The following is a 22,003-nucleotide window of genomic DNA, read 5'->3' as shown; positions in this document are numbered from 1 at the left end:
ACGCTTACACCGTTGACGTCATTCCAGTGCTCAAGTAAATCCGCTGCGAGCGAACGCAGGAACTATGAGCCTGGTCGACTCAACGGGCGAGGCCCTCGGTGACTTCCGCGTGCGCCAGTCGCGCGGCCAGCGCCCCGGGGAGGGCCAGCTTCGAGCCGCGGATGCCGCTGCCGATCACCACCGCGTCGGCGGCGGCGACGGCCGCGTCGACCAGCAGGGGCCAGTCGTCGGGCAGGCCGACCGGCGTGATGCCGCCGTACTCCATGCCGGTGAGCGACACGGCGTCGTCCATCGGCGCGAAGGACGCCTTGCGGGCGTTCAGGCGCTTGCGGACCAGGCCGTTGACGTCGGCGCGGGTGGTGGCGAGCACCAGGCACGCCGCGTAGCTGGTGAGCTCACCCCGGCGCCCGGCGACGACCACGCAGTTGGCCGAGCCGTCCAGTGGGGACCCGTAGGCCTCGCAGAACGCGGCCGTGTCGGCCAGGTCGGGATCGATCTCCGCGACGCCGACGAGGGCGGCCTCGGCCGGGTCGAGCAGTTCGAGCGCGCGAGCGACGGGCTTGCCGAGCAGGTCGGGGCGCTCCAGCGCGGGCACCGCCGACAGGGTGCCGAGGACGGGCCAGGTCACCAGCGCTGTCCGCCACCCTGGACGCCGACGATGGCCGGCTTCACGTCGACGATGTAGACGCTGATGGCCACCACACCGGCCAGCCAGAACAGCGTCATGCTGCTGCCGGGGCCCTGGAAGGCGCCGACGACACCCCAGAAACCGGCGTAGGAGACCGACGAGAGCGCGCCGAAGACGGGGATCAGCAGGAGGAAGAACATCGCGGCGCCGGTGATGCCCAGCCAGGCGTTCTTCGTCAGTTTGCCGACGGCGGTGAAGGCGTCGGACCGCTGTCGCAGGGCGTGCACGAACGCGTACCCCGCGACCGGTGCGGCCGCGAGACCGATCGCGAACAACACCAGCGCGTCGAGGTGCTCGAGGACGTTCACGCACTCAGAGTACGTGCGGGGTGGGGTCGAGCACATCCCCGCTCCTGTGAACGCCCGAACACGGCAGCACCCCCGAGGCGCGGGAGGCCTCGGGGGTGCGTGTCGTGCGAGGAGCGGTCAGGAGCCGTTGGTGGTGGTCCGGCGAGCGGCCGGCTTGCGGGTGGCGGTCTTCGGCGCCGTCTTCGGGGCGGTGCGGTTGGCCGTCTTGCGGGCCACGCTGCGGGTCTCGCTGGCCGCCTCGTCGCCGACCGCGTTGATCGTGGCGGCGGCGTCGTCGCCGGCCTCGGCGACGGTCTTGCCGGCGTCCTTGGCGACCTCGGAGACGACCTCGGCCGCCTCGGCGGCGATCTTCTGCGTGCCCTGCGCGACCTTCTCACCGGTGGAGCGCGTCTGCCGCGTCACGGTGGCGAGCGCCTTCTCGGCGACGTCGTGCGCCTCGTCGACAAAGGTGTCGACACGGGCGTCGAGCTGCTCGGTGTAGGTCTCGATCGTCGCGATGGCCTGCTTGACCTGCGGCTGCTTGCGGATCTTGCCCCAGGTCTTCTCGCCGCGCTCGGCGAAGCCGTCGTAGGTGGCCTCGGCCTGCTCGCGCAGGTCGGCGACCAGCTTGCGCAGCTCGTCGGTGTTCAGGCGGCTGGGCAGCTCGGAGACCTGCGTCTGCACGAACTCGCGACGCTCGGCGGCGCGGGTGCGGGCGTCGGTGACGGCCTTGGAGACCGTGGCGACGGCGTAGTCGCCGAGGCCGAGAACGGCCAGCAGCGGCGTGCGGGCGACCTCGGCCTGCTCGGCGACGTTCTGGGCGGCCTGCTCGCGGGCCTTGCGAACGTCCGCGGCGGTGGGCAGGGAAACAGCCATGTCAATCACTCCTGTTCGGTGCCGGCGGCGTTCTCGCGCCGGAAGGTGTTGTAGATGTCGAGGAGCACCTGCTTCTGGCGCTCCGTCAAAGTCGGATCGGCGAACACGGCATCGGTGACGGCGCTCGCCGGCTTCTCCTCCAGGATCCCGGCCTTCACGTACAGGGCCTCGGCGGAGATCCGCAGGCCCTTCGCGATCTGCTGGAGGATCTCGGCGGACGGTTTGCGCAACCCGCGCTCGATCTGGCTGAGGTAGGGGTTGCTGACACCGGCGGTGCGCGCCAGCTGGCGCAGGGAGACCTGCGCGCCTTCGCGCTGGCTGCGGATGTAGCTGCCGATGTCGGTGCTGATGTCACTGACGGCCTGGCCGACGACGTGACCGGCCTGTTCGACCAGCTCGACGGCCTGGCCGACCGGGTTCTCGTTCTTGCTGCCCGTCACGTTCGTTCACCTCCGTCTCGCTGACCTCTCCCAAGCTACCCGCGACTGCTAGCTACAGCAAGCACTCTGCTTGCGCAGGTGGGGTGGCATCCATCACGCCCCACGGAGCGGCGCGAGAGCCCGCGCCCACGCCACCACCTGACCGAGCATGAGGTCGAGCTCCCTCCCGTGGCGCGGTGTCGCGGCGACCTCGGTGTCGTCGAAGTCGGTGAAGATGGACAGGGCCAGAGGTAGTCGATGGCGTTCTTGAGGACACCCGTCGTCGAGTGGTTGTACTCGGGCGTCACGAACACGTAGCCGTCGAAGGCGGCGATCGTCTCGGCCCAGCGCCGGGTGTGCGGCGCGGCGTAGTCCCCGCTCAGCGCCGCCGGCACCGGCTCGTCGAGATGCGGCAGGACGTGCTCGGCCAGGTCGACGACCTCGTACTCGGCGTCGCCGCGCTGCGCGGCCGCCTTCTCGACCCAGCGCGCGATGGCGGCGGCCCGCCGGCCGGGACGGGTGCTGCCGATGACGATGGCGATGCGGGTCATGACCCCTCCTCAGTGGCGGCCGGCGCTGTTCGCGCACGAGCCAGGTGGCGCCCCCAGCGCGGCGAGCGTGGCCGCGGTGAGCGACCAGAACGTGAGCCGGAAGGCGGCGGCGACGCCGGCGGGCAGCGCGCCGGTCAGGATCACGACGAACACGGCGCCGCCGATCGCCCCGCCGACGCGCGACAGGATGGTGATCTGCGAGGTGGCGTCGGGCAGCTGCCGGGCGCTGACGGTGGCGAAGGCCGCCGAGACGGCCGGCATGCCCGAGAGCGCCAGGCCGATGCCCCGCGCCACCATGAGCAGCTCGACCGTCACGACGTCGACGTCGGCGGGCGACAGCGCGAGCGCGACGGTGCTCAGCGTGGTGACGACCAGGACCGCGAGCGTGACGATCCCGCCGCCGTGGCGGTCGGCGAGCCGGCCGGCGACCGGGAAGGTCGCGGCGGCGCCCAGACTGAACGCCGTGAGCAGCAGCCCGGTCTCGACGATGCCCGCCCGGCGCTGGAGCTGGAAGTACAGCGGCATGACGATCAGCCCGCCGAACAGGGCCGCCCCGTTGAACAGCACCTCGAACGACGCCGCCGCGTAGCCGCGGTTGCGGAACAGCCGGAGGTCCAGCAGCGGGGCCGCCGAGCGCAGCGAACGGCGGACGAACGCGAGCAGCGGGGGCACCCCGCCCGCCAGCGGCGGTGCGACGGACGGCGCCAGCAGCGTGCGCGACGCGGCCGCCTCGGTGATCGCGTAGGTCAGCAGCGGCAGCACGACGGCCACCAGGGCGAGCCCCGGCCCGTCCAGGCGGCCCGCTCCCGTCGTGCCCCCCCGCGGCACGGTGCGCAGCCCGACCACCAGGCCGAGCACCCCGGCCGGCACGTTGACCAGGAACAGCCAGTGCCAGGAGGGCTCGCTGATCAGCAGCGCTCCGACGACCGGCCCGACGGCGGGGGCCAGGATCGCCGGCACGCTCGTCGTGGCCACCACGCGTCCCATCCGGCCCGGGCCTGCAGCCTGCCCGAGCACCGTCATCCCCGACGGCACGAGCAACCCGCCCGCGACGCCCTGCAGCACGCGGAACGCAATGAGCCAGCCGATGCCCGGCGCCAGCGCGCAGAGGGCCGAGGTGCCGGTGAACGCCGCCAGCGACCACAGCCACAGCCGACCGGCCCCGACCCGCCTGCTGATCCAGCCGCAGACGGGAAGCGCAGCGGCGAGCGCGAGCAGGTAGCCGCTCTGCACCCACTGCACCGACGCGAGGGAGGCGTCGAGGTCGCGACCGGTGACGTCGAGCCCGACGTTCACCACCGACGTGTCCAGCCCCGCCATGACGCCGCCGAAGGCCAGCACGACGGCCAGCCGCCAGACCGCCGCGGGGATCGCTTCCGTCCGGGTCATTCCCCGCTCCTGTCGTTGGACTTCCAACGCTAGACCGAACAGCGTTGGAAGTTCAACGATCAGCTAGGGTGGGGCCATGGACGACGACCTGCGGGCGGTGATCCCGTCGCGACGGATGTGGGCGCTCCCGTCGTGGCTGCTCAACCAGGCGGCGAGCCGGGCCAACAAGCTGGTCGGGGACGCCTTCGGACGTCCCGGGGCCAAGCGGAACTACGGCGTGCTGGCCGGCATCGAGGAGTTCGGCCCCCTCAGCCAGGCGGACCTGAGCCGCAGGCTCGGCATCGACCGCAGCGACATCGTGGGCGCCCTCAACGAGCTCGAACGCGACGGGCTGGCCGTCCGCGCCCCCGACGAGCGCGACCGCAGGCGCAACGCCATCCGGATCACGCCGGAGGGCGTCGAGGCCCTGCACGCCCTCGACGAGGTGGTCAACCGCGCGCAGGACGCGCTGATGGAGCCGTTGTCGGCCGACGAACGCGCCCAGCTCGAGGCGCTCCTGCAGCGGCTGCTGCGACATCACTACGGCTGGCGACCGGCCGGAGTGGATCTCCCCGAGTAGATTCCGGGCCATGGCCGACGCCCTCCCATCCAGCGGCGAGGACGACGTCGTCGTCCCACCGCCGCGGCTGCTCGAACCCCTCTCCGGGCAGGGGCGGGTGTTCGCGGTGATCGCTGCGGGTGGCGCGATCGGCGCGCTGGCCCGCTACGGCGTCGGCCTCGCCCTGCCGCACGGCACCGGCGCGTTCCCGCTCGGCACGTTCCTGATCAACGTGGTCGGCTGCCTGCTCATCGGGGCGCTGATCGTCGTGATCACCGAGTGGCGGCAGGCCCATCCGCTGGTGCGGCCGTTCGTCGTCACGGGGTTCCTGGGCGGGTTCACCACGTTCTCGACCTACGCCGTGGACTCCGAGCAGCTCCTGGCCACCGGGCGCGTCGGCACGGCCGCCGCCTACATCGCCGGCACGCTCGCCGCCGCGGTGCTCGCCACGTGGGCGGGCATCCGGCTCGCGCGGGCGGTGCACCGGTGATCCCGCTGCTGGTGGTGCTGGGCGCGGCGGTCGGCGCGCCGCTGCGCTACGCCACGGACCGGCTCGTGCAGTCGCGCCACGACACCGGCTTCCCGTGGGGCACGTTCACCGTCAACGTCGTGGGCTCGTTCGTGCTGGGGCTGGTGTTCGGCGCGACGTCCTCCCCCGCCGTGATCGCGCTCGTGGGTACGGGCTTCTGCGGCGCGCTCACCACGTACTCGACGTTCGGCTACGAGACGGTGCAGCTGGCCTCGGGCCGGAGCGCACTGCTCGCGACGTTCAACGCGGTGGGCTCGGTGGTGGCCGGGCTCGGCGCGGCCGGGCTCGGCCTCGCTGTCGGAGGGGCCTTCTAGAGGCCGAGGTGGCGGCCCGGAGCCATCCCCACCGTCCGCCGGAACGCGGCGACGAACGCGCTCGGCGTCGCGTAGCCGACGCGGCGGGCCACCCGCCGCTCCGGCTGGACGTGCTCGCCGAACCACCAGCCCGCGTTCATCGGGAGGGACCCGACGGCGATCGGCCCCTGACCGTCAGACGACATGATCCGTCCTCCGCGCGTGAAGCCGCCACCCTACGGTCGACGCATGCCGATGAACCTGATCCACCGCCGGATCTGCAGCTCGCCGAAGTGGGCCGCCGCCGTGCGGGACCGCATGCCCGGCTTCCTCGCGGGCACGCCGCTGGGCGACGACGTGCTCGAGATCGGCCCCGGCTTCGGGGCCACGACCCGGGCGATGGTGGACCACCTGCCCGCCCTGACCTGCGTGGAGATCGACCCGGCCTCGGTGGAGCGGCTGCGGGCCGAGTTCGGCGACCGCGTGGACGTGGTACTGGGCGACGGCGCCGCGCTGCCGTTCCCGGACGGGCGGTTCTCCGCGGTGGTCTGCTTCACGATGCTGCACCACGTGCCGTCGGCGCAGCAGCAGGACGCGCTGTTCGCCGAGGCCGCCCGCGTGCTGCGCCCGGGCGGGGTCTTCGCGGGGCTGGACAGCCAACCGAGCCTGCGGTTCCGGTTCCTGCACATCGGCGACACCATGACGGTGGTGGACCCCGCGACGCTGCCCGGCCGGCTGGGACGCGCCGGTCTGGTGGACGTGGCCGTGACGCGGGCGCCCGGTCAGGTGCTGTTCAGCGCGTACCGCCCGGTGTGAGCCGCTGCCCACGGGGACCCGGGCCCGGCCGCGGCCGGGTGGGGCCGTGCGGCCGGGCCGGGGGCCGCTGCCCCACCGCCGTCATTCCCATGCCCGCAACCTAGAGCCGAACACCGACAGTTTCACCCCGGAAGGGTCACCCCCCGAAGGCCACCTGCCCCACCGTGTAGATCACGAGCCCGGCCAGCGCGCCCACCACCGTGCCGTTGATGCGGATGAACTGCAGGTCGCGGCCCACCTGGAGCTCCACCTTGCGGGAGGTCTCCTCGGCGTCCCAGCGCGAGACGGTGTCGGTGATCAGCGTGGTGATCTCGCCCCGGTAGTGGCGCACGACGTAGCCGGCCGCGTCGGCGAGCCAGCCGTCGAGCTTGCCGCGCAGCTCCGCGTCGGTGCTCAGCCGGGTGCCGAACGACACGAGTCCGTCGCGCACGCGGGTGCGCAGGGCGCTGGAGGGGTCGGCCGCCGCGTCGAGGATGAGGCCCTTGACCGTGCCCCACGCCTGGCCGATGAACCTCTGCACCTCGGGATGGGCCACGATCTGCTGCTTGATGCGCTCCGCCCGCTCGATGGTGTCGGGGTCGCGCTGCAGGTCGGTGGCGAACTCGACGAGGAACGTGTCGATCGCCTTGCGCAGCGGGTGCTCGGGGTCGGTCTTCACCGCCCACGCGAAGTTCTGCACCTCGAGGAACAGCTTGTCGGCGATGAGGTCGTCGACGAACCGCGGCGACCACGACGGCGCCCGCTCGTGCACGATCCGCAGCACCATCTCCTGGTTGGCCACCACCCAGTCGTAGGCGCGGTCGCACACCAGGTCGACCATGCGGTGGTGCGCCCCGTCGGCCAGCACGCCCTCGAGCACGGTACCCAGCGGAGGCCCGATCGGCTTCTCCATCAGCTTGCGCACGAGCACCTGCTCGATGACGTCCTGGACGTCCTCGTCGCGCAGCACGGTGACGACGCCCCGGGCGGCCGTGGCGAGCTCGGCGGTGATGCGGTCGGCGTTGGCCTCCTGGCCGATCCACGCCCCCACCCGCGACGACACCTCGACGCGGGCGAGCTTGTCGCGCACCACGTCCTCGGACAGGAAGTTCTCCCCGACGAAGTCGCCGAGGCTGTCGCCGATCATGTCCTTCTTCCTCGGGATGATCGCCGTGTGCGGGATCGGGATCCCGAGGGGATGCCGGAAGAGCGCGGTGACCGCGAACCAGTCGGCGAGCGCTCCCACCATGCCGGCCTCGGCCATCGCCCGGACGTAGCCGATCCAGGTGGGGCCGTCGTTCACCTCCCACCAGCGTGAGACCAGGAAGATGGCGGTGGCCACAAGCAGCAGTCCGGTGGCGAGCCGCTTCATCTTCCGGAGGTCGTTAGCCCGGGTGGTGGAGTCGACGTGACCGAACCCGAGCCCGACCTCCACGACCGGACGAGTGCGGGGCGGAACGACACCGATCGGCCCTGTGTCCGCGTCGCCGGACGCGTCCGATCGGGGGGACTGCGAAGTCTGCACGAACCCATAGTGCCCGTCCCCGCGAATGCGAGGTGTTCGGATCGCATGTTCGGCTTCTCCACCGCTGCCCCGCGGCGGAGGGGACGGGCAGCCCGAACCACGGTGCCCGGCTGCCGGTGGACGTGTTCTTCGGGTCCACTCCGGTCGGGGGCAGTGCCTCCCGGAGTCGTGATTGCCCCCACGGCATCGGGAGGTACTCGGCTCCCGCGGTGCCGTCGTGTGTTCTGGCCGGGGTCGGTGGTGATCCACCGACCCCGGCCATGTTGTGGTGGTGCGGCCGCGTCCGGGAAACCTCACGCCGCGCCGCACCACCGGGCACCGGGGTCCTCGGCGCAGCGCGACGGCTGCAGCAGCGAGGACCGAGCCGGAGCCCGGGTCGCGGTCCGCTAGGACCGCATCGCCGCCACCGTCGCGCCGGCGGGCCGCTGGGCGCCCGGGTGCGGGTCGTGGGCGGAGTGCTGTCGAACGGCGTCGACAGCGGCATGGAGGACGACATCGGCGGGCGGCACGCGGTAACCGACCAGCGCGGGCGAGACCCGCCAGTGCACCCAGCCGTCGGGCACCTGCGACGGCGGCGCGAGCACCGCGTCCCCGGCGCCGTGCAGCACGACGCCCCCGGCGGCGGCGAGCTCGACCGGCAGCTCCGCGCCGGCGCTCACGGGGAACCACCAGGTGCCGGAGTCGGTGGCGGCCACGGGGACGACCCGGCCGGTGTCGCGCAGCTGGGCGCAGATCTCCCGACCGGTGACGGCGGGCACCTCGAGGACGTCCAGCGCCCGGCCGGTGATCAGCAGCAGCGTGGTGGCGGTCTGCCCGGCCACGGACCAGCCGTGGTCCTCGAACTCGTGTGCCGCCGCACGAAGCTCCGCGCCGTACACCGCGCGGTAGCTGTCCCAGCCCGACATCCCAACAACCTCCAGTACAGAAATTTCTTCGACCTGCTGTGTTCCTCAACACTCACAGTGCCGGGTCGGGTGCGGAACGACCAGAGGCACGCGGCGACCGCACCCGGCACCGAGACGAGCGGGATCGACCCCCTCGAGGGCCCCCGGTCGGGCGGCCGCCGAGGCACGTGCAGCGGGTGACCGGAACATGACGGTGGGTCGGCGGCTGCTCCATCCGTGCCGATGACCGGTCGTCGCGCATTCGGTTCACGCCCAGCGGCTGGCAGGATCGACGAATGCTGATGACCACCGGCGCCACCGGCTACCTGGGCACCGTGCTCGTCCACCTCCTCGTCCATGAGGGGTACGCGGTGCGGGCGGTGGTGCGCGACCGGGCCCGGGCCGCCGCGCTGCTGCCGTCGGGCGTCGAGCTGGTGGTCGCCGATCTGGACGACGCCGAGGGTCTCCGCCGGGCCGCGGACGGCGCAGCCGCGGTGCTCCATCTGGCCGGGACGGTCGGCGGGACCCCGGACGAGATCCGGCGCGTCAACGTCGAGGGCACCCGGGCGGTGCTGGCGGCGGCCCGGGCGGCGGGTGTGCCCCGGTTCGTCCACACCGGCACGGGGGCCGCGCTCATGGACGCCACCGGTCTGATGGCCGAGGAGCCCGTCGCGCCGCGCGCCCTCACCGACCCGTACTCCGCGTCGAAGGCGGCGGCCGAGGAGATCGTGCTGGCGGCCGACGACCTCGACGTGCGGATCGTCAGCCCGGGCTGTGTCTACGGTCCCAGCCCGCTCGGGCCCCGCTCCTACACCGGGCTGCTGCTCGCCGCCGCGAGCGGCGAGGTCGCCGAGGTGGTGGACGCAACGGTGTCGTGGGTGCTCGCCGAGGACGTCGCCGCCGGCACCCTGCTGGCGCTCGAGAACGGCGAGCCCGGACGGCGCTACCTCCTGTGCGGGGAGGCCGCGTCCTACCGCCGGGTGTTGCACGCTTTCGCCGACCTGACGGGCGGGAGGAGGGTGCGGGCCCTGCCGCCCGGGTCCGTGCTGGGCCCGGACGCCGGCACGTTCGCCCGCCGGTCGGAGGTCTACGGCGGGTTCCCGCCGGTGCGCGTCGACGACGCGGGCGCCCGGGCGCTGGGGTATCGGCCGGCCGGGATCGACGAGGGCCTCGCGCGCACGGTCACCTGGCTGAAGAGCCGGTGAACGGCCGCAGCCGGCGACCCCCGAGGGGATCACCGGCTGCGGTGAAGCTGAGCTCTGAGGCGGAACTCAGATGGGGCGGACCGTGTCGGCCTGCGGGCCCTTGGCGCCCTGGCTCGACTCGAACTCGACCCGCTGGTTCTCATCGAGGCTGCGGAAGCCGTCCGACTGGATGGCCGAGTAGTGGACGAAGACGTCCGGACCGTTGTCGTCGGTGGCGATGAAGCCGAAGCCCTTCTCGGCGTTGAACCACTTGACGGTGCCCTGCGGCATACCTGTTCTCCATACACGTGAAGCGGACCCTGCCGGCACTGTGCCGACAAGGGGCTGCACGGGAACACCGACGCGCGCAGAGACGAACTCCCCGACGCCTGTGAAGCCCACCGTCACTCTCCACGGACGCTTCACAACGATCGAGGAAGACACGACTGCAACCGCGGCGAACCTATCACGGGGCCACGCCGAGCTGCGGGCCCGGCGCGACGAGCGGTGCACCCTCACGGCCTGCTACCGAGGGTGAGAAATCACCGCCGTGAGCAGCACGGACGGTGAGATGGGTCCCCGACCGGGTAGGGACGGCCAAGTCCCACGCCGTCGGGTGACGCCGCCACCGACGTTCCATCCCCCGCCCGAGCGCGTCGCGGCGCGCCTGGGTGACGGCATCGCGGGACCACCGCTCCGGGGGACGCCCGTTCCGAGCATGCGACGGGTTGTGGTCACCGTTCGTCGCATACGCGGCGCCGTGTCGGCATCGCACGGCCCTTGCGGAACCTGGTGCCGGAAATGGGCGCGCCGCATCATTCCCCCGACACCATCCACACCGATCCAGGGAGGCTCCGATGCGGGGTCGCAAAGTGACTCTGTCGATTGCCGCGGTGACGACCGGAGCAGTGGTCACCCTCTGCGGCGCCACCGCGGCCGACGCCGCGGAACTGCCCGCGGCGAACACCACGGCGGCGGTGCTGCCGGCGCAGCTGCCGGCCCCGCTCCCGGTGCCGGGGGTGCCGGTGGTGCCCGGGGTGCCCGGGGTGCCGACCACGTTGCTCGGAGGGCTCCTCAACACCGTGCTGGTGACCGTCCAGGGTCTCGCACCCTCGCTGCTGGGCGGCCTCGTGCCGCTGCCCGCAGTACCCGTCGTTCCGGCGGTGCCGGCGGTGCCGGCCGCTCCGGCGGTGCCGGCCGCTCCGGCCCTGCCCGCGGCGCCGGCCCTCCCGGCCAGCGCGGTGGGCACGGAGGACGTGCCGCCCACCCCGGCCCCCGCCGTCCCGGCCCCCGCGGTGCCGTGCCCGGCCGTGCCCGCCGTACCGGCCCCGGCCGCCGCGGCGCCGACCGTGCCGACGCCCGACGTGCCCGCCCCCAACGTGCCCGCCCCCGCGGCCACCGCTCCGGCGACCACTCTCCCGTGCGTACCGGCCGCTCCGGCGACGCCCGGTGATCCGGCGGCTCCGGCCCTGCCCGGCCCCGGCGCCGTCGTCCCGACGCCGACTCTCCCCGGCCCCGGCGCCGTCGTCCCGACGCCGGCTCTCCCCGACCCCGGTGCCGCCGTGCCCGCCCCGGGCCTTCCCGGCGTGCCGGCTCCGGCCGTGCCCGCCCCGGGCGTCACGGCTCCGGGAGCGGGGGGCGTCACCGTGCCCGGTGTGACCGTGCCGGGCGTCGGCGTGCCGACTCCGTAGGAGGACAGGCCGGCGGAGAACCCCTCCGCCGGCCCCTCTCCGTCAGGACTCGACGAGCCCCCGTTCGAGGGCGCAGAAGACGGTGTCGAGCAGGTCCCGCAGCTCCCCCGACTCCGCGCGCAGCCATCGCTCGTAGGCGGCGAGCGCCACCCCGAGACTCGCGTGGCCGATGGACTGCGGCACCAGGTCGTCCGGGGACAGGCCCAGCCGGGCCGCCGCGTAGTCGGCCACCACCTGACGCCACGCGGCGTAGCGGAGCGTGGAGTGGGCCTGGAGGGCGGGCGTGTCCAGGATGAGCCGGAGCCTCCTGCGGTGCCACGGCTGTTCCGCGGGGGCCACGTCGTTGAACTCGAGCACCGCGACGCGGACGGCGGCCATCACCGGGAGATCCCCGGACAGGCCGGCGAACGTGGCCCGCATCCGGTCGAGCTGCTCGTCGAACGCTCCCCACGGGATGTCGTTCTTCGAGGCGTAGTAGCGGAACACCGTGCGGCGGCCGATGCCGGCGGCCGCCGCGATGTCGTCCACCGTGGTGGTGTCGAAGCCGTTGTGGGTGAACAGGTCCAGCGCGATGTGCTCGATCTCCGAGCGCGACGTGACCGGGCGCCGCCCGACGCGGCGGGTCGCGGGGATCACGGGGGTCACGGACATCGTCCCCTCCTGGTGGCGCGCATCGGTCACGATCGATCGTGCCACGCCGCGGGCCCGCGGACGACAAGGGTCAGCCCTCGTCGGCCGACCGCCCGCTGCCCACGCCCATCCGGATGCGGTTGCGCCCCGCGTGCTTGGCGTCGTACATCGCCGCGTCGGCCACCTCGAGCAGCTCGCCGAGCCCCGTGCCGTCGAGCGGGAGCGTGGCGCCGCCGATGGAGACGGTGAGCCCCTCGACGACCACCGAGTCGCGCGAGCCGGGGACCGCCACGCGCAGCCCGGCCACCCGGAGCCGGATCCGTTCGGCGACGACCTCCGCCGCCTCCCGTGCCCCGCCGGGGGCGCCGTCGGACCCGCGCAGCAACACGACGAACTCCTCGCCGCCGAAGCGGCCGACGATGTCGTCGTCGCGGACCTCCGCCCGGACGGCGGCGGCCACCGCGGCGAGCACCTGGTCGCCGACGAGGTGCCCGTACCGGTCGTTGATGAGCTTGAAGTGGTCGAGATCGAGCACCAGGACGGTGGCCTGCGTGCGGCCGCGCTCCGCCCGGCGCATCTCCCGCCCCGCCTGGACGTGCCAGGTGGCGGCGTTGAGCAGGCCGGTCTTGCTGTCGGTGCTGGCCGCCTCCTCGAACTGCCGCACCAGCACGGTGCGGTGCAGCACGATGAGCGGCGGGAGGACGAGGACGGCGTACGGCGCCCCGAACGACGCCGTGGCCCCGGCCACGAGGACGCCCATGGACAGCGTGGCGAACTCGAGCACCGCCTCGTCGCCGTGGGAGACCACCTGGAGGAAGGTGCTGAGGTTCCGCGTCGGGCCGCTCAGGACGATCACACCGGCGATCAGGGCCATGTTGACCACGGCGTAGGCGATCAGCGCGAGCAGGACCGCGAGGAGCCCGGAGCCGCTGCCGAACGGTTCGCCGTCGGTCAGGCCGTGGACCACGGCGGAGGCCGTCTGCACGGCGAGCACGACCGTGGCCACGCTGAACAGGAACCGGTGGGGCGGCACGCCGGAACGGCGCCAGATCCGCAGGTAGATGTGCACGAAGAGGACCGCGACGAGCGCGCTGGCGACGACGCCGGGGAGCAGGATCGCCGCGGCGAGCGCCCACACGGAGCTGAGGTCGATGTGGGGGGTCTCGTCGGTGCGGCGGCGCAGCCTTTCGACGCCCAGCGAGGCCTCGGTGCTGATGGTGCCGCAGGCGAGCAGGACCACGACGATCCAGACCCACTGGGAGGGCAGGGATCCGGCGACCGCACCCACGCCGGCGGCGAGGGCGGCGGCGGCGAGGAGCTCGACGAGGACGACGACCAGCAGCACACTTCGCGGCAACGACCAGACAGCCCATCGGCGTGATCCGATCGGCCTAGTCGGCTGCCCCCGTGTCCCCCTGGCCCGTCTCAATTTGGATGTTCCTCCGCGCACGTGTCCCCCATCCGGGGGGAATCGTAACCGGAGGGCGACCGGAACGAACGCGCTGCGCAACGCCGAAGCGGTGAACAGCAACGTTGACGCGGGCAGCGGCAGAAGGCTCGACGATGGGGAAACATCACCACGGAGAGAGACGGCGCAGAGCGCTCGGAACGACTGTGGCCAGGGGCGGGGTCGAACCGCCGACCTACCGCTTTTCAGGCGGTCGCTCGTACCAACTGAGCTACCTGGCCGGGCCGACGTATGTCGGACACCTGGTGGAGCGACCCAGACGGGACTCGAACCCGCGACCTTCGCCGTGACAGGGCGACGCGCTAACCAACTGCGCCACTGGGCCTTGCTTGGTGGAAACTACCGTACTGATGGAGCGTACCCCCAACGGGATTCGAACCCGCGTTGCCGCCTTGAAAGGGCGGAGTCCTAGGCCACTAGACGATGGGGACTTGGACCGCCGGGGCCGTCCTCGCCAGCAACGACTGTCCGTTGGGAGCTCCGTAAGACTACGACACGGCGGACAGGGGGCCCACACCCGGGGCCCCCGTTCGGCATGACCGCAGGTCAGCGCGTGACGGGCGGGGGCTGGTCCGGGTTGGCCGAGATCAGCCCGAGCATGTCGAGCAGCTGCCGGAGATCCTCGGAGTCGGCCGAGTTCTTCGCCACCACCAGCCGGGCCCGGTGGAGCTGGTCGTCCGAGACGCGGTAGGCGTCCGCGGCGGTTCTCTGCGCCGGGATGGACCCGGTCGTGGTCACCCTCTCGTCCCCGAGCTCGCGACGCACACTCCCGACACCATTCACTGACGCCTCCCGTCCGGCCGTCACCCACGCCCGGGACAGGTGGTCCCCGGCTGGTACGACCCGCAACGGCCCCCGTGGCCGTGACCGAGACGTTACCTAGCCGCGCCCCGTGACGCACCCCTCTTCGGGGGTGAGGGCGACCCGCTCCGGTCACTGTCCGCACACGCCGGGCCGCTGTTCGGACGGGGGTGGACCGGTGACACGATGTGGGTAGGCGAGCAGGAGGTTCCATGTCTGTCGAGGCACCGTTCCGCACCGAGGTCACCGTCACCGGCATGACGTGCCGGCACTGCGCGATGTCGGTCACCGAGGAGGTCCGGGAGATCCACGGCGTCAGCGCCGTCGACGTGCGGCTCGAGACCGGTGCCGTCACGGTGCTCGCCGACCGCGAGGTCGACCGCTCCGAGATCGCCAGCGCACTCGACGCGGCGGGCTTCGGGCTCGCCGGCTGAGTCCAGCCTCCCCGGGCCCGGTCGTACCCTGGGCCGATGGCCCTCCCTCCCGAGTCGCGACGCTCCCGCCACCGTTCACCGGCGGCGCCGCCCGGTCCCCCCGGGGGCGGGTTCGCGGACGCGGCGCTGGACGAGGACACCCATCTCGACTCCTACCTGGCCGCCCTCGCCCCCGGTGGCGAGGAGCACGCCACCGAGCTGACCGGCCGTTTCGGGTCCGCACAGGTCTTCCAGCTGCGCCTGCCGGCCCTGCGCATCGAGCAGCTGCGCCGGATCGCGCAGGAGCGGGGGGTCTCGCCCGGCGCGCTCGCCGTCGACTGGGTGATCGACCGGCTCGACCGCGAGGACACCCCCACCGGCCCGCTCCCCGTCGTCGAGGACGACGAGCCCCGCCGCCGCAGCCTGCGCCGGCTCGGTCGCCGTTAGACGAGGTCGCGGCGACGCAGGCCGGTCAGGCCCGCCGCCGCGAGCGCCACGGCCACCACCGCGAGACCGGTGAGCGCCACCGCCAGACCGGAGCCGGCCGTCAGCGGTGTCAGCGTCCTGACGAACGGTGAGAGCGCCAGCACCGCCCGGTCCACCACCCGGAACTCCCCGAGCAGGTCCAGCACGAGCGCCGCACCCAGCAGGGACCAGGCCACGGGCGCGGCCAGGCGCGGCGCCCAGCCGTACAGCGCCACCGCGACGGCCGCGAAGAGCAGACACGCGGGCAGGTACGCGAGCGTCGAACCGAGCACGGAGAGTGGTGTGCCGTACGCCACACCGGCGCCGATTCCGAGGCCGGCCAGCGCGAGGACGACGCCGGCGGCCGTCACCGCCAGGTGGCCGAGCGCCCACCGCACCCGGGCCACGGGGCCGGCGAGCACGACGTCGGCGAGCCCGTCGGTCTCCTGCTGGCGCATCCGGAGCACCGCCGCGATCGCGGAGGCCGCCACCACCTGGGCCAGCACGTAGAGCACGAACCGGAAGAACACCTCCGCCGGGTCCCCGCCGCCGAGCGCGGCGCCGAGCGCCCGGAACGCCGGCGTGTCGAGCTGGCTGCCCAGCGACCGCATCGCCGAGCCCAGCAGCAGGCCGAGCGCCGTCAGGCCGGCGGCCCACCCCCACACGGCGCCGCGGTGCAGCCGCCAGGCCAGCGCGAGCGGGCTGCGCAACCGCGGACCGGCGACGGCCGGTCCCGAGCGGGCCGGCAGCAGCCCGGCCCCGACGTCACGACGGGCCGAGAGCGCGAACGCGGCCGCCGCCAGCAGCACCGCGGGCGCGACGAACAGCAGCAGCACCCACCACCGCTCCCCCGCGAACGCCTGCACCCGCCGCGCCCAGCCGAACGGCGTGGCCCAGACCAGCCAGGAGCGGCCGACCTCGCCCACGGCCGAGACCGCGAACGCGGCGCCGAGCACCACCAGCGCGATCGCCCGGGCCCCGCCCGCGGACTCGACGAGCTGCGCCCCCACCGCCCCGACCGTCGCGAACAGCACACCGGCCACGAGGTAGTCGAGCCCGAGGGCGACCGACCCCACAGCGGGGAGCCCGTAGGCGACCAGGAGCGCCGCCACCAGCACCCCGATCGCCAGGTTCGCCGCGGTGGCCACCACCAGCGCCGACGCCAGGGGCGCCTGGCGGTCGAGCACCGTGGAGCCCAGCAGCTCGCGCCGCCCGGCCTGCTCCTCCGCGCGCGTCCAGCGCACGACGAACAGCACGCTGACCAGCCCCCCGACGATGACGGCGCCGGACGCGGCCACCGTCCACGCGGTGAGGCCGCCGACCGAGGCGGCGAACACCGGCCCCCGGGTGGCGAGCTCGGCCGGGTTCGAGGCGACCCCCGCCGCGAACGCGTCCCGCGTGGCCTGGTCCGGATAGGCCCCCGCCGAACCGGCGGCCACCCCGACCGGGAGCAGCGCCGACAGCACGATCCACACGACCAGGGACACTCTGTCCCGGCGCAGGATCAGCCGCGCCAGCTCGTTCATACCGCCACCTCCTCGCGGTAGTGCGCCAGGAACAGCTCCTCCAACGACGGCGGCCGGCTGGTGAGGCTGAGCACCCCGGCCCCGGTGAGCGCGTGCAGCACGGCGTCGAGCCGGCCGGGATCGACACGACAGGACACGAACGTGCCGTGGACCTCCAGGTCGTGCAGGCCGTCGAGCGTCTCCAGCCCCCGCGGCGGGCCGGCCAGCTCCGCGGTGACCACCGTGCGCCGGGACCGTCGCAGCTCCGGCAGCGTCGCCGACTCGACCGTGCGGCCGGCGCGGACGATGCTCACGCGGTCGCACAGCGTCTCCACCTCCGACAGGATGTGGCTCGACAGCAGCACCGTGCGTCCGCGGTCGCGCTCCTGGGCCACGGCCCGCCCGAACTCCGCCTCCATCAACGGGTCCAGGCCCGAGGTCGGCTCGTCGAGCACGAGCAGGTCGGCGTCCGAGGCCAGCGCGGCCACCAGCGCCACCTTCTGCCGGTTGCCCTTGGAGTAGGTGCGGCAGCGCTTCTGCGGGTCCAGCTCGAACCGCTCCAGCAGCTCGGCCCGGCGGGCCGGATCGGCCCCGCCGCGGAGCCGCCCGAGCAGATCGATCACCTCGCCCCCGGTGAGCGAGGGCCACAGCGTGACGTCGCCGGGCACGTAGGCGAGCCGGCGGTGCAGGGCCGTCGCGTCGGCCCAGGGGTCACCGCCGAACATCTCGACGTGACCCGATGTCGCCCGCAGCAGGCCGAGCAGGATCCGGATGGTGGTGGTCTTGCCGGCGCCGTTGGGGCCGAGGAAGCCGTGCACCTCCCCCGCGTGCACCTCGAGGTCCAGGCCGTCCAGGGCGTGGACGTGCCCGAAGGTCTTCACCAGACCCCGGGTGACGACGGGACTGTTCATGACCGCTCTCCTTCGAAGGCGTCGAGCCCCGCGCGCGCCCGCTCGGCGAGCCCGTCCGGCAGCATCCCGGGGGCGGTGATGTCGAGCGTCGCGCGGCCGACGCGGGGCGCGGCGGACGGCCCGAACACGTCCTCGCCCAGCGCGCGGGACACGTGCTCGTGCAGGACCGTGACGCCCAGCTTCATCGCCGTGTAGACGACGGCGCGGGTGTGCGGATCCGAGAGGCCGGGCCGGTCGGCGAGGTGGGCCTCGGTGAGGCCGACCATCTCGTCGAACACCTCCGCGGCGGCGGGCGAGCCGTCGACCAGCGCGCGGGCGAGGTAGCGCATCAGCGGCGGGGCCGACGCGTAGACCTCCGCGACGTAGCCCGACTCGCCGATCCGCCCGTCGTCGAGCCCTGCCTTCGTCTCGCCGCGCAGGTACTCCAGGACGTGGGCGTCGCAGGCCGCGCGGAGGCCGTCCTTCGTGCCGAAGTGGTGCTGCACCAGCGCGGGCGAGACACCGGCCCGGTCGGCGATGCCGCGGATGGTGGCGCCCGCCACCCCGCGTTCGGCGAACACGGCCATGGAAGCGTCGCGGATCCGGGCGCGGGCGGTCAGGTCGTCGGGCGGCACGACGACAGGCTATACATTCGTACAGCTTGCTGTACAGATGTATAGCTTCAGTCGGCGCTGACGACCACCCGGGCGGGTGAGGTGTCGGCCAGGCAGGGGCTGCCGGTCAACCCTGGCAGGTCCACCGCCGCGGCCAGCGCGCGGTACCCGGCGGGCGAGAGGTGCAGCCCGTCGCCCGAGTCGAACGCGGGCGCCAGGCGGGTGGGACGCGCCGGGTCGGCGACGGCGGCGGCGAAGTCGAAGACCCCATCGGCGTAGTCGCGGCCGTGGGCCAGCACCCAGGCGTTCACCGCGTCGCGGACGGCGGTGGCCGTGGGGGTGCCGTGCGCGCCGTTCGTCGAGGGCGTGATCGTGGTGAGGAAGATCCGCCTGCCGGCCGCGTGGGTGCGCTCGGCGAACTGCTTCATCCCGCCGACGATCGCGTCGGCCCCCTGGCCGGCCGCGATGTCGTTGGTGCCGATGTGCAGCACGACGTCGGTGGCGCCGGCCGCCGCGGCGACATCCCGGTCGAAGCGCTGCAGCGGGGTGTCGCCGTCGTCGGCGCTGCCGGCCAGCAGCTCGTTGCGGGAGATGCCCGCGTTGAGCACGGCCATGTCGGCGGCGCCGCCCGCCGCGGTCAGCCGCGCCGCCAGTGCGTCGGACCAGCGGTCGTTCGCGTCCTCGCCGCTGCCGACGCCGTCGGTGATCGAGTCGCCGACCGCCACCACGGCGTTCTCCGGCCGGGGCGCGAGCACGTCGACGCCGGTGAGGAAGAGCCAGGACGAGACGGGGGACTGCCCGATGTAGGACGTCTGCAGCGCCACCGTGTGCTGCGTGGCCACCGCCGGTGCGGCCGTGACCGCGAGACTGACGGCCAGCGGCACCCCGACCTCCGCCACCACCGGCACGGGGTCGCTCAGCACCTCCCCGCCCGGTGGCACGACGACCCCGGCCAGGCCGTGGAACGCGACCGGCTGCGACGCGCCGGGCACCGGCGCCGCACCGTCCGAGCGCGCCGCCGACGCCGACGCGAGCACCAGCGGCGTGGCGCCGTAGGCGTTGGACAGCCGCACGCGCACCCGGGAGCCCGTCACCTGCGGGTGCACGATCATCCGCAGCGTCGACCCGGCCAGACCCGCGGGCGCAGGTGCCGGCTGTGCCGCAGCCTGCCAGCCCGTGACCCAGCCGGGCGCGCAGACGTCGACGGGCGCGGCCGCGGGCGCCGTGGGAACACCGGCCGGCCCGCCGTGCAGCGCGACCATCAGCCCCAGCGCCGCGATGAGTGCCGTCGCGGCGGCCAGGACCGGGGTGTGGCGACGGAGCCCCGGGGGCGCGGACGGCACCGGAACCGTGCGCGTCCACGGCGCGTACCCGACGCCCGATGTCCAGACCGCCACCGCTGCCGTCCCCTCGTCCCCACGGGCGCCGATCGCCCGTGCCCTCCCATCGCCGGTCCGACCGCGAACGTGACTGCGAAGATCCACGAACAGGCAGTAGGCGAATCACTACAGTGAGTGGAACGACGGACGCGCCTCCATCGTGAGTGCGCCGATCGGGTGGTGACGCTACGTTGTGTTCATCGCTCACGGTCCGTACACACGGACGGGGGACGTCCTGACCACCCAGGCAGGTGGCAGTACGACAGACCCTGCCCCGCCGCCCCGATTCGCCCTAAGGTCGCCCCGTGGCTGACTACGACGACGTCTTCCAGGCCAGTGTCGACAACCCCGAGGCGTTCTGGCTGAAGGCCGCGGAGTCCATCGACTGGCACGTGGCCCCCACCCGCGCGCTCGACGCGTCGAACCCGCCGTTCTACCGGTGGTTCCCCGACGGGGAGCTGAACGTCTGCCACAACGCGCTGGACCGGCACGTCGAGGGCGGGCGCGGCGAGCAGGCCGCGCTGGTCTACGACTCCCCCGTGACGGGCTCCCAGCGCACGTACACCTACGCGCAGCTGCGCGACGAGGTCGCCGTGTTCGCCGGGGTGCTCGCGGCGCAGGGCGTGGGGCGCGGCGACCGCGTGGTCATCTACATGCCGATGGTGCCCGAGGCCGTCGTCGCGATGCTCGCGTGCGCGCGGATCGGGGCCGTGCACTCGGTGGTGTTCGGCGGGTTCGCCCCGAAGGAGCTGGCCGTCCGCATCGACGACGCCGCCCCGACGGTGATCGTGTCGGCGTCCTGCGGCATCGAGGGCCAGCGGGTGATCGCCTACAAGCCGCTGCTGGACAAGGCCATCGAGCTCGCGGAGCACAAGCCGTCGGCGTGCGTGATCCTGCAGCGGCCCCAGGCCGAGGCCGAGATGGGCCCGAACGACATCGACTGGGCCACCGCCGCCGCGGACGCGACCCCGGCCGACTGCGTCCCGGTCAAGGCCACCGACCCGCTCTACATCCTCTACACGTCCGGGACCACCGGGAAGCCGAAGGGCGTCGTGCGCGACAGCGGCGGCCACGCGGTGGCGCTGAACTGGTCGATGCCGTCGGTCTACGCCGTGGGCCCCGGCGAGACGATCTTCACCGCGTCCGACGTCGGGTGGGTCGTCGGCCACTCCTACATCGTCTACGCGCCGCTGCTGGTCGGGGCCACCTCCGTGCTCTACGAGGGCAAGCCCGTCGGCACCCCCGACGCCGGGCAGTTCTGGCGGGTCGTGCAGGAGCACAAGGTGAAGAGCCTGTTCACCGCGCCGACCGCGTTCCGGGCGATCAAGAAGGAGGACCCCCGCGGGGAGTACGCGCAGAAGTACGACCTCTCCTCGCTGGAGTACCTGTTCCTCGCCGGCGAGCGCCTCGATCCCGAGACTTTGCGCTGGGCGCAGGAGCTGCTGGAGATCCCGGTGATCGACCACTGGTGGCAGACCGAGACGGGTTGGCCGATCGTGGCCAACCCCGCCGGCATCGAGCTGCTGCCGGTGAAGCCCGGCTCGCCGACGGTGCCGCTGCCCGGCTGGGACGTGCAGGTGCTCGACGCGGCGGGCAGGCCCGTGGAGGCCGGCACCGACGGCGCCATCGTCGTCAAGCTGCCGATGCCGCCCGGCGCCCTGCCCACGCTCTGGAACGACGACGAGCGGTTCGTCAGCTCCTACATGTCGGCCTTCCCGGGCTACTACCTCACCGGCGACGGCGGACGGATCGACGCGCAGGGCTACGTCTACGTCATGGGCCGCACCGACGACGTGATCAACGTGGCCGGCCACCGGCTGTCCACGGGCGGGATGGAGGAGGTCCTCGCCTCGCATCCCGACGTGGCCGAGTGCGCCGTGATCGGCGTCGCGGACCCGATGAAGGGCCAGATCCCGCGCGGGTTCGTCGTGCTCAAGTCCGGTGTCGAACGGGACGGCGACGAGCTGCGCGCCGAGCTGGTGCAGCTCGTGCGCGAGCAGATCGGGGCCGTCGCGTCGCTGAAGGACGTCGCGGTGGTGGCGGCTCTGCCCAAGACCCGCAGCGGCAAGATCCTGCGCAAGACCATGCGCGGCATCGCCGACGGCCTCGACGAGCCGGTGCCCGGCACCATCGAGAACGCGGCGGTCCTGGACGACCTCCGGCCGGTGCTGCGGAAATCCTGAGCGCCT

Annotated in this window: 26 protein-coding genes and 3 tRNA genes; 9 read left to right on the top strand and 20 right to left on the bottom strand. The window is 73.5% G+C overall.

What is annotated here, in order from left to right:
- Window positions 1-79: 79 nt before the first annotated feature.
- The 6 genes from BGP03_RS06005 to BGP03_RS05980 form a co-directional block, all read right to left on the bottom strand.
- Window positions 80-631, bottom strand: a complete 552-nt coding sequence (locus BGP03_RS06005) for a YbaK/EbsC family protein (RefSeq protein WP_296374060.1) — start codon at window positions 629-631, stop codon at window positions 80-82.
- Window positions 625-996, bottom strand: coding sequence for a DUF2516 family protein (locus BGP03_RS06000; RefSeq protein WP_296374062.1), 372 nt, complete (start codon window positions 994-996; stop codon window positions 625-627). Before BGP03_RS06000 ends, BGP03_RS06005 begins: the two co-directional genes overlap by 7 nt.
- Before the next feature lie 117 nt (window positions 997-1,113).
- Window positions 1,114-1,851 carry a hypothetical protein gene (locus BGP03_RS05995; protein WP_296373912.1) on the bottom strand — a complete coding sequence of 246 codons (738 nt, stop codon included), beginning with the start codon at window positions 1,849-1,851 and terminating at the stop codon, window positions 1,114-1,116.
- Between the two features lie 5 nt (window positions 1,852-1,856).
- Entirely contained in the window at window positions 1,857-2,246 is a 390-nt protein-coding gene (locus tag BGP03_RS05990; RefSeq protein WP_296374063.1) for a helix-turn-helix transcriptional regulator, read from the bottom strand.
- Window positions 2,247-2,326: 80 nt separating this feature from the next.
- Window positions 2,327-2,821, bottom strand: a complete 495-nt coding sequence (locus tag BGP03_RS05985; protein WP_298800117.1) for an NAD(P)H-dependent oxidoreductase — start codon at window positions 2,819-2,821, stop codon at window positions 2,327-2,329.
- A 9-nt stretch (window positions 2,822-2,830) separates the two neighbouring features.
- Window positions 2,831-4,210, bottom strand: a complete 1,380-nt coding sequence (locus BGP03_RS05980; RefSeq protein WP_298800116.1) for a DHA2 family efflux MFS transporter permease subunit — start codon at window positions 4,208-4,210, stop codon at window positions 2,831-2,833.
- A 76-nt stretch (window positions 4,211-4,286) separates the two neighbouring features.
- Between BGP03_RS05980 and BGP03_RS05975 the strand changes: the two genes are divergently transcribed.
- The 3 genes from BGP03_RS05975 to BGP03_RS05965 are packed head-to-tail and all read left to right on the top strand — an operon-like array spanning window position 4,287 to window position 5,591.
- The gene (locus BGP03_RS05975; protein WP_296373919.1) at window positions 4,287-4,769 is read left to right on the top strand and encodes a MarR family transcriptional regulator; all 483 of its coding nucleotides are present in this window, start codon (window positions 4,287-4,289) and stop codon (window positions 4,767-4,769) included.
- A gap of 10 nt (window positions 4,770-4,779) precedes the next feature.
- Window positions 4,780-5,238, top strand: coding sequence for a fluoride efflux transporter CrcB (gene crcB / locus BGP03_RS05970; protein WP_296373921.1), 459 nt, complete (start codon window positions 4,780-4,782; stop codon window positions 5,236-5,238).
- Window positions 5,235-5,591 carry a CrcB family protein gene (locus tag BGP03_RS05965; RefSeq protein ID WP_296373923.1) on the top strand — a complete coding sequence of 119 codons (357 nt, stop codon included), beginning with the start codon at window positions 5,235-5,237 and terminating at the stop codon, window positions 5,589-5,591. The genes crcB and BGP03_RS05965 overlap by 4 nt, the downstream gene beginning before the upstream one ends.
- On the opposite strand, the gene BGP03_RS05960 is transcribed toward BGP03_RS05965, so the two are convergent.
- On the bottom strand, window positions 5,588-5,776 hold the full coding sequence (locus BGP03_RS05960; RefSeq protein ID WP_298800113.1) for a hypothetical protein: 189 nt from the start codon (window positions 5,774-5,776) through the stop codon (window positions 5,588-5,590). The two genes, BGP03_RS05965 and BGP03_RS05960, sit on opposite strands and share 4 nt — an antisense overlap.
- A gap of 43 nt (window positions 5,777-5,819) precedes the next feature.
- On the opposite strand from BGP03_RS05960, the gene BGP03_RS05955 reads away from it, so the two are divergent.
- Window positions 5,820-6,386, top strand: coding sequence for a class I SAM-dependent methyltransferase (locus BGP03_RS05955; RefSeq protein WP_296373927.1), 567 nt, complete (start codon window positions 5,820-5,822; stop codon window positions 6,384-6,386).
- A 136-nt stretch (window positions 6,387-6,522) separates the two neighbouring features.
- Here BGP03_RS05955 and BGP03_RS05950 read toward each other — a convergent pair whose 3' ends face one another.
- Both BGP03_RS05950 and BGP03_RS05945 read right to left on the bottom strand, forming a co-directional pair.
- Window positions 6,523-7,737 carry a DUF445 domain-containing protein gene (locus BGP03_RS05950; RefSeq protein WP_298800148.1) on the bottom strand — a complete coding sequence of 405 codons (1,215 nt, stop codon included), beginning with the start codon at window positions 7,735-7,737 and terminating at the stop codon, window positions 6,523-6,525.
- A gap of 539 nt (window positions 7,738-8,276) precedes the next feature.
- Window positions 8,277-8,795: a bifunctional DNA primase/polymerase gene (locus tag BGP03_RS05945; protein WP_296373929.1), complete on the bottom strand. Its 519-nt coding sequence runs from the start codon at window positions 8,793-8,795 to the stop codon at window positions 8,277-8,279.
- A gap of 275 nt (window positions 8,796-9,070) precedes the next feature.
- Here BGP03_RS05945 and BGP03_RS05940 point away from each other — a divergent pair, with 275 nt between their 5' ends.
- A complete protein-coding gene (locus BGP03_RS05940) occupies window positions 9,071-9,979 on the top strand; it encodes an NAD-dependent epimerase/dehydratase family protein (RefSeq protein WP_298799254.1) in 909 nt (302 codons plus the stop codon).
- A 66-nt stretch (window positions 9,980-10,045) separates the two neighbouring features.
- On the opposite strand, the gene BGP03_RS05935 is transcribed toward BGP03_RS05940, so the two are convergent.
- The gene (locus BGP03_RS05935) at window positions 10,046-10,249 is read right to left on the bottom strand and encodes a cold-shock protein (protein ID WP_296373934.1); all 204 of its coding nucleotides are present in this window, start codon (window positions 10,247-10,249) and stop codon (window positions 10,046-10,048) included.
- Between the two features lie 581 nt (window positions 10,250-10,830).
- Here BGP03_RS05935 and BGP03_RS05930 point away from each other — a divergent pair.
- Complete coding sequence (locus tag BGP03_RS05930) at window positions 10,831-11,649, top strand: hypothetical protein (RefSeq protein WP_298799253.1); 819 nt, start codon at window positions 10,831-10,833, stop codon at window positions 11,647-11,649.
- Between the two features lie 42 nt (window positions 11,650-11,691).
- Here BGP03_RS05930 and mftR read toward each other — a convergent pair whose 3' ends face one another.
- From mftR to BGP03_RS05900, 6 genes are all read right to left on the bottom strand, one after another.
- Window positions 11,692-12,300, bottom strand: a complete 609-nt coding sequence (gene mftR / locus BGP03_RS05925; protein ID WP_298799252.1) for a mycofactocin system transcriptional regulator — start codon at window positions 12,298-12,300, stop codon at window positions 11,692-11,694.
- A 70-nt stretch (window positions 12,301-12,370) separates the two neighbouring features.
- Window positions 12,371-13,636: a GGDEF domain-containing protein gene (locus tag BGP03_RS05920; protein WP_296373939.1), complete on the bottom strand. Its 1,266-nt coding sequence runs from the start codon at window positions 13,634-13,636 to the stop codon at window positions 12,371-12,373.
- 258 nt (window positions 13,637-13,894) lie between these two features.
- Window positions 13,895-13,968, bottom strand: a tRNA-Phe gene (locus BGP03_RS05915).
- Window positions 13,969-13,998: 30 nt separating this feature from the next.
- Window positions 13,999-14,072 (bottom strand) — tRNA-Asp (locus BGP03_RS05910).
- Window positions 14,073-14,105: 33 nt separating this feature from the next.
- Window positions 14,106-14,178 (bottom strand) — tRNA-Glu (locus tag BGP03_RS05905).
- Between the two features lie 115 nt (window positions 14,179-14,293).
- Window positions 14,294-14,485, bottom strand: a complete 192-nt coding sequence (locus BGP03_RS05900) for a hypothetical protein (protein WP_296373941.1) — start codon at window positions 14,483-14,485, stop codon at window positions 14,294-14,296.
- A gap of 275 nt (window positions 14,486-14,760) precedes the next feature.
- Between BGP03_RS05900 and BGP03_RS05895 the strand changes: the two genes are divergently transcribed.
- Together BGP03_RS05895 and BGP03_RS05890 are read left to right on the top strand one after the other, a co-directional pair.
- A complete protein-coding gene (locus BGP03_RS05895; RefSeq protein ID WP_296373942.1) occupies window positions 14,761-14,982 on the top strand; it encodes a heavy-metal-associated domain-containing protein in 222 nt (73 codons plus the stop codon).
- 36 nt (window positions 14,983-15,018) lie between these two features.
- Entirely contained in the window at window positions 15,019-15,408 is a 390-nt protein-coding gene (locus tag BGP03_RS05890; protein ID WP_296373945.1) for a hypothetical protein, read from the top strand.
- On the opposite strand, the gene BGP03_RS05885 is transcribed toward BGP03_RS05890, so the two are convergent.
- The 4 genes from BGP03_RS05885 to BGP03_RS05870 are packed head-to-tail and all read right to left on the bottom strand — an operon-like array spanning window position 15,405 to window position 19,832.
- A complete protein-coding gene (locus BGP03_RS05885; RefSeq protein WP_296373947.1) occupies window positions 15,405-16,952 on the bottom strand; it encodes an ABC transporter permease in 1,548 nt (515 codons plus the stop codon). The two genes, BGP03_RS05890 and BGP03_RS05885, sit on opposite strands and share 4 nt — an antisense overlap.
- Complete coding sequence (locus tag BGP03_RS05880) at window positions 16,949-17,842, bottom strand: ABC transporter ATP-binding protein (RefSeq protein ID WP_298799251.1); 894 nt, start codon at window positions 17,840-17,842, stop codon at window positions 16,949-16,951. The genes BGP03_RS05885 and BGP03_RS05880 overlap by 4 nt, the downstream gene beginning before the upstream one ends.
- A complete protein-coding gene (locus tag BGP03_RS05875; protein ID WP_298799250.1) occupies window positions 17,839-18,456 on the bottom strand; it encodes a TetR family transcriptional regulator in 618 nt (205 codons plus the stop codon). Before BGP03_RS05875 ends, BGP03_RS05880 begins: the two co-directional genes overlap by 4 nt.
- Before the next feature lie 47 nt (window positions 18,457-18,503).
- Window positions 18,504-19,832: a GDSL-type esterase/lipase family protein gene (locus tag BGP03_RS05870; protein WP_298799249.1), complete on the bottom strand. Its 1,329-nt coding sequence runs from the start codon at window positions 19,830-19,832 to the stop codon at window positions 18,504-18,506.
- A gap of 287 nt (window positions 19,833-20,119) precedes the next feature.
- Here BGP03_RS05870 and BGP03_RS05865 point away from each other — a divergent pair, with 287 nt between their 5' ends.
- Window positions 20,120-21,997, top strand: coding sequence for a propionyl-CoA synthetase (locus BGP03_RS05865; RefSeq protein WP_298799248.1), 1,878 nt, complete (start codon window positions 20,120-20,122; stop codon window positions 21,995-21,997).
- Window positions 21,998-22,003: the final 6 nt, after the last annotated feature.

Origin of the sequence: Pseudonocardia sp. 73-21, from assembly GCF_001899645.1 — a bacterium.
In the GTDB taxonomy this organism is placed as follows: domain Bacteria; phylum Actinomycetota; class Actinomycetes; order Mycobacteriales; family Pseudonocardiaceae; genus Pseudonocardia.
Note: the sequence above shows the minus strand (reverse complement) of the source record. Positions and strands in the feature narration are given on the sequence as shown.